This window comes from Streptomyces sp. SID5785 (assembly GCF_009870065.1).
GTDB lineage: Bacteria > Actinomycetota > Actinomycetes > Streptomycetales > Streptomycetaceae > Streptomyces.
Genome location: NZ_WWIA01001106.1, coordinates 1 through 5716, shown reverse-complemented (window position 1 = coordinate 5716; position 5716 = coordinate 1). Strand labels below are relative to the sequence as shown.

At 71.8% G+C, this 5716-nt stretch carries 7 protein-coding genes; 4 read left to right on the top strand and 3 right to left on the bottom strand.

The features are described from left to right. The coding region (locus GTW43_RS36035; protein WP_161306186.1) for a PhzF family phenazine biosynthesis protein at positions 1–591 on the top strand (591 nt) is incomplete at its 5' end. Here GTW43_RS36035 and GTW43_RS36030 read toward each other — a convergent pair. Beyond that, positions 563–1513, bottom strand: a complete 951-nt coding sequence (locus GTW43_RS36030) for an alpha/beta hydrolase (RefSeq protein WP_161306185.1) — start codon at positions 1511–1513, stop codon at positions 563–565. The genes GTW43_RS36035 and GTW43_RS36030 overlap by 29 nt on opposite strands. Positions 1514–1683: 170 nt before the next feature. On the opposite strand from GTW43_RS36030, the gene GTW43_RS36025 reads away from it, so the two are divergent. After that, entirely contained in the window at positions 1684–2187 is a 504-nt protein-coding gene (locus GTW43_RS36025) for a hypothetical protein (RefSeq protein WP_161306184.1), read from the top strand. 3 nt (positions 2188–2190) lie between these two features. Here the strand turns inward: GTW43_RS36025 and GTW43_RS36020 are convergent, their stop codons facing one another. Next, a complete protein-coding gene (locus GTW43_RS36020) occupies positions 2191–2727 on the bottom strand; it encodes a sigma-70 family RNA polymerase sigma factor (RefSeq protein WP_343246227.1) in 537 nt (178 codons plus the stop codon). 424 nt (positions 2728–3151) lie between these two features. Between GTW43_RS36020 and GTW43_RS36015 the strand changes: the two genes are divergently transcribed. After that, the gene (locus GTW43_RS36015) at positions 3152–3661 is read left to right on the top strand and encodes a sigma-70 family RNA polymerase sigma factor (protein WP_343246226.1); all 510 of its coding nucleotides are present in this window, start codon (positions 3152–3154) and stop codon (positions 3659–3661) included. A gap of 84 nt (positions 3662–3745) precedes the next feature. Here GTW43_RS36015 and GTW43_RS36010 read toward each other — a convergent pair whose 3' ends face one another. Then, a complete protein-coding gene (locus GTW43_RS36010; RefSeq protein ID WP_161306182.1) occupies positions 3746–4609 on the bottom strand; it encodes a helix-turn-helix transcriptional regulator in 864 nt (287 codons plus the stop codon). A gap of 315 nt (positions 4610–4924) precedes the next feature. On the opposite strand from GTW43_RS36010, the gene GTW43_RS36005 reads away from it, so the two are divergent. Continuing rightward, on the top strand, positions 4925–5716 hold a 792-nt coding region (locus tag GTW43_RS36005), incomplete at its 3' end, for an SDR family oxidoreductase (protein ID WP_161306181.1).

Genomic DNA, 5716 nt, shown 5'->3' with positions numbered 1-5716 from the left:
ACCGGCGACTACACCTTCCACACCGCCGTCGGAGAGGTGCCGGTCAGCGTCGTGGGCGAACAAGCCCCGCTCAAGGCCACCCTCACGAGCGTGGCCCCGCGCGTCCACGACGTGGAGGCGGCCGACGTGGCGGAGGCGCTGGCGGCACTGGGCTGGGAGCCGGGCGAGCTGGACGAGGCCCTGCCGCCGCGCATCGCCTTCGCCGGAGTACGCCACCTGGTCCTGGCGGCCGCCACCCGCGAGCGACTGGCGGCCCTGGACTACGACTTCGACGGGCTGCTGCGTCTGATGCGGCGGCTCGACCTGACGACGGTTCAACTGGTGTGGCGGGCCTCGGACTCCGTCTTCCACGTCCGCGACCCGTTCCCGGTCGGCGGCGTCGTGGAGGACGCCGCGACCGGCGCCGCGGCCGCCGCGTTCGGTGCCTACGCGCGCGAGCTCGCCCTGGTCCCGCCGTCGGCACGCCTGACCCTGCACCAGGGACAGGACATGGGCCGGCCCTCGCTGCTGGAGGTGGACCTGTCCGCGGAGGACCCCAGGGTCCGCGTGACCGGCGCCGCGATCAGCGTCCCGGCCTCCCCGGGGCAGTAGGCGTGTCCCGCCCCGCTCCGGCAGATCCCCGGACTTCACGCAGGTCTTCGGGGCGGGGGAGGCGGCTGCGGGAGAAGAGCCCGCGGGCCGTCTCGGCGACCAGATCGGGGCGTTCCTCGTGCAGGTAGTGCCCGGAGCCGCCGACGACCTGGACCCTCAGGTCGTCGGCGTGGGAGCCGGCGCCGGTGAGCACGCCGGGCGGCAGCATGAAGTCCTGTGCTCCCGCGAGGATGACGGTCGGCGTGCTCAGGCGCAGGTTCCTGTAGCGGCCCAGGACCAGCCTCGCGATGTCGCGCAGGGCGAAGGCGCGATGCAGCGCCTCCCCGGCCCGCGCCCGGGCGGGCTCCTGGCTGGAGCGCACGAACTCCTCCGTCGCGGACGGTGCCCACGCCTTCTCGGCCAGGCCCTTGCGCATCAGACGGCGGGTGAAGCCCGGTCGGCTGCGCAGTATCCAGCGGCCGAGCAGCGGCTGTTCGAGCAGGGCGGTGTACCAGAAGCGCCAGGACTGCGGCAGCAGCCGGCGGTGCGACGGCCAGGGGTGCAGCATGTTCAGGGCCAGGAAGTGCGTGATCCGCTCGGGGGACCGCAGGCACACGTGGAACCCTGTCCAGGCACCCCAGTCGTGTCCGATCAACCGAGCCTGCTCGAGCCCGAGTTCGTCCATGAGCGCGATGACGTCCGCCACCCTGTTGTCCGTGTCGTAGCCCCTGGCCGGTGCGTCGGACCAGCCGAAGCCGCGCTGGTCCACGCAGATCAGCCGGTACTCGCCGGACAGCAGGGGCACGAGGCGTCGCCAGCCGTACCAGTGCTGGGGGAACCCGTGCAGCAGGATCACCGGCGCTCCCTCTCCCGCCTCCGCGAGGTGCAGCCGCACCCCTCGTACGTGGGCGTACCGGTGCCGTACGCCGTTCAGTTCAGGCATGGGGCGCTGATGGTTCTCCATGGGGACTCCCGGGGCTCGACGCGTCTGTCGGCCTGTCAGGAGGAGCCCGGTGCCGCAAAGGTTCCGCATCCGGGTGCCGGAATCCGCGCGCTTGCCCGCGCAGGGCAATGATGCGAGTCTCTGCGCACATCACAAAGAGGGGGCGAGCCATGACGGACGCCGCGCACAGCAGCTGGCCGACGGTCGATCTCGATCCCGTGCGGCGACTGAAGATCATCGCGTCCGCCACGAAGCAGCCGGGCTTCGCCGAGAGGCACTTCGGCGCGGGATTCGAGCTCCTGTGGTCGGTCGCCTCCGACCTCGAGCACGAACTCCCGCAGATCATCCCGGGATTGCGTTCCTTCACCGTCATCTCGTCCGACGGGGACCGGCTGTCGGGGCGAGCGGTGGGCGTTCTGGGACACCGTGAGCACTTCGACGTGGTGCTGCGCCCCGGCTGGTGTCTGATGCAGAGCAGAGTCCTGACCAGCGGCATGGCCGCGATGCCCGAGGGGGACGGGAGCCGCTTCGCCTTCTTCGCCGCCGTGCGTCTTCCCGGCGGCGCAGCCCTCGGCCGGATGCGGCGCGCCGGGTCGGTGCAGCGCCAGGAGCGGCTCCTCGACCGGTTGCAGGAGCGCGTGGAGCTCCGGTCGGCCCCGGACGCCACGGATTGACCGTCAGTCCCAGAAGGCGCGGAACGCGCGTCGTGCACGGAAGAGCCGGGATCTGACCGTTCCCACGGGGACGGCGAGCAGCCCGGCGACCTCCTGTTCGCTCAGACCCTCGATGTGACGCAGCGTCAGCACGGCGCGATGCTCGGGCGCGAGCCGCTGCATGGCGTCGTTGATGTCCGGGGCGAGCTGAAGGTCCTGCGTGCCGGGCATGTCCTCCCACTCCGTGGGCACGGAGCTGCGTCGCTGACGCTGCTTGGCGATCTTCACCGCTTCACGCACCGCGATCGAACGCACCCACCCGAGCAGCGCCGCAGGCCTCTTCAGCTGCCCTAGGTTGCGGAAGACGGCGATGAGCGTCTCCTGCGCGGCGTCCGCGCCGTCCTGCAGCGCCACAGGCGCGCAGATCCGGCCGACGTACGGCGCGAGGACGCCGAGGAGTTCGTCCATGGCGAGGGCGTCGCCGCGCTGCGCCCGCTCGACCAGGCGGGCCAGAGCTTCCGTGTCCCCGTCGTCCGCTGCCGCTCGACCGCTCGCCGTCACCACTCCTCCCGCTCCGGGCGGAGCACGGACAGAAAGGGATCGGGACCGGTCCCGCTCATTTCGTGAGGAGAACCTCGAGACACGGACAACCGACCCCCGCCGATGGCGAATTGAGCTTCGGCACGACTGGCGCGACTTTAACACCGGACCAGGAGAGTCGAACGTGTGCCCGCCGCGCCGGGCGGCAGCACTCCACCCCTCCGAGCCGTCGCTCGCCGGTTCGCGCAGCCCCGCACGAACGCATCAGGAAAGACGCACGATCGAGGGAGTACATGCCCGCGACATCGCCTCTGTCTCTGTGACACTCCGACGCCACCGCAGCCCGGACCCATGCGGAGCGTCGACCTGCGAGAGAGGAGAGCGGCGTATGAACAGAGCTGACAGAGACGTTCTGCGGCCCGGGCCGGGTGCAGGGCAGACGTCGGTGAAGGATCCGTGGGACGAGGCCGTTCCCCTGGTGCGGGCGGCCCAGTCCGGTGACGTGCTCGCCCTCAACGATCTCCTGGACCTGCTGACGCCCTACGTCAGCCGCCTGTGCCGCCCGATCGCGCCGACCGACACTCCCGACGCGGTCCAGGAGTCGCTCATCGCGGTCTTCCAGGGGCTGCCCGGTCTGAAGGACCCCCGCGCCCTGTACGCGTGGGTGCGCACGGTCACCGTGCGCGAGGCCGTGCGCGTGGCGCGGCGCGCGGAGCGGGAGACGCCGGTCGGCGAGTTCGACGACGTCCCTTCCTCGCTCGGCCCCGAACTGGCCGTGGAGGTGCACGACGTACTGCGCCGGATGCCGACCGAACACCGTGCGGTCCTGGCGCTGCGCGCACTCGAGGATCTCGACGAGCGGTCCGCGAGCCGGATCCTGAACATTTCCCGAGGCACGGTGAAGTCACGGCTGCACCGCGCACGTCACAGCTTTCGCAAGGCGTGGGTGCGATGAGCGTGGACCGGCGGCCGCGCCCGGTGCGATCGCTCCGCGCCCGACACGCCGAACACCGAAACGCCGAGCGCGCCGGCCCGGCGATCAGCGTCCGGCCGCCCCGCCCGCGGTGAGCGCCTGTGGCCCTATGACGGACAGCAGCCGCAGTTTCTCGTAGCTCTCGCTGCCGGGGATCGCCGTGTAGACCAGCAGGAGATGCGACTGGTCGGGGTCGAGCAGGGACTGGCAGGTCAGCTCCAGGGCGCCCACCTCCGGGTGGACGAAGTGCTTGACCTCGTGCGGGCGCAGACCGACTTCGTGCTGGTCCCACACCTCCCGGAACTCGTCGCTCTGCGCGAGGAGCAGGTCGGCGAGGCGGGCGGCGGGGGAGGCGGGGCCGCGCAGTGTGACCACGCCCCGCAGGCCCGAGGCGAACATGCGGCTGAGGTAGGAGTGGTCCTCGGGTGCGTACAGCCGCCGTGTCGCGGGGTCGGTGAACCAGCGGTAGCCGATGCTGCGGGCGGGTCCGGTGTACGCCGTCAAATCGCCGGTGAGTGCGACGGCGAGCGGGGTCTGGCGCAGGGTCTCGCCAAGTTCGGTGACGATCTCCGCGGGTGTGTCCTCCAGGCGGTCCAGGATGCGCAGCAGACCGGGGCTGATGTGGTCGCTGTCCGCGCCCCGCGCCGGGGGTGAGTGCCCGGCGAGGCGGAACAGGTGGTCGCGCTCGTCGAGCGTGAGGTGGAGGCCCTGCGCGATGGAGGCGATCATCTGCTCGGACGGCTGGGGTCCGCGCTCGCGCTCCAGGCGCGCGTAGTAGTCGGCCGACATGTGACACAGGGCCGCCACCTCCTCCCGGCGCAGCCCGCTGGTCCTGCGGCGCCGGCCGCGGGGGAGGCCGACGTCCTCGGGTTGCAGGGAGGCACGGCGACGCCGCAGGAACGCCGCGAGCCCTGCCCGGTCGATGACCATGTCTGCCTCCTCGGGACACCTTTCTACCGCGCGCACACCGCGGTATCCACGGATCATCGATCCCCCCTTGACGCGTCGCTCCCCGTGCCGGGGATGTCGCGGCACCGGCATGTGTCCGGTCGGGGTGGGCACACACGCCGGCCGTGCCTCGCCGCTGACCAGGCGCTTCTCCCGCCGGCGTCGGCCCCTACCACGGGCGGGGGCGCGTCGGCGGACGCATCCTGGACCTGCCGATCAGTGGATCGGGCGGCCCTGGATGCCGTGACCGGATGCGGTGACAGTGCAGAGGTCGGCACCCGTTCCAGGAGGAGACACATGGCACGCACACCGATCGACATCGTCATCCCGGACCTGAGCGGAAGGCGCGCGCTGGTCACCGGCGCCAGCGACGGCGTGGGGCTCGGCATCGCGACCCGCCTGGCCGCGGCGGGCGCACAGGTCGTCATGCCCGTACGCAATCCACGGAAGGGAGACGCCGCACTCGCGACGATCCGGGAACGGGTTCCGGGCGCGGACGTGTCGCTGCGCGCCCTCGACCTCTCCTCGCTCGCGTCCGTGGAGGCGCTCGGCCGCACCCTGCGCGACGAGGGCCGACCCGTCCACCTGCTCGTGAACAACGCGGGAGTCATGACGCCGCCCGAGCGGCAGACCACGGACGACGGGCACGAGCTGCAGTTCGGCACCAACCATCTCGGCCACTTCGCCCTCGTCGCCCACCTGCTGCCGCTGCTGCGCGCCGGACAGGCCCGTGTCACCTCGCAGATCAGCATCGCGGCGGGCCGGGGCGCGATCAACTGGGACGACGTGGACTGGGAGCGGAGCTACGACGGCATGAAGGCCTACGGACAGTCGAAGGTCGCCCTGGGTCTCTTCGGTCTCGAGCTCGACCGGCGCAGTGCAGAGGAAGGCTGGGGCGTCACCAGCAATCTCTCCCATCCCGGCGTCGCCCCCACGAATCTGCTCGCGGCACGCCCCGAAGTCGGCCGCGACCGGGAGACCGTCGGCCGCAGACTCATCAGGGCGCTGTCCTCCCGGGGCGTGCTGCTCGGCACGGTGGACACGGCGACGCTCCCCGCGCTGTACGCGGCGACATCACCGGACGCCCGA

What these genes read in the sequence shown, in the direction of transcription:
- GTW43_RS36030 (WP_161306185.1), bottom strand. Translation starts at nt 1,513, where the DNA reads ATGCCTGAACTGAACGGCGTACGGCACCGGTACGCCCACGTACGAGGG.
- GTW43_RS36025 (WP_161306184.1), top strand. Translation starts at nt 1,684, where the DNA reads ATGACGGACGCCGCGCACAGCAGCTGGCCGACGGTCGATCTCGATCCC.
- GTW43_RS36010 (WP_161306182.1), bottom strand. Translation starts at nt 4,609, where the DNA reads ATGGTCATCGACCGGGCAGGGCTCGCGGCGTTCCTGCGGCGTCGCCGT.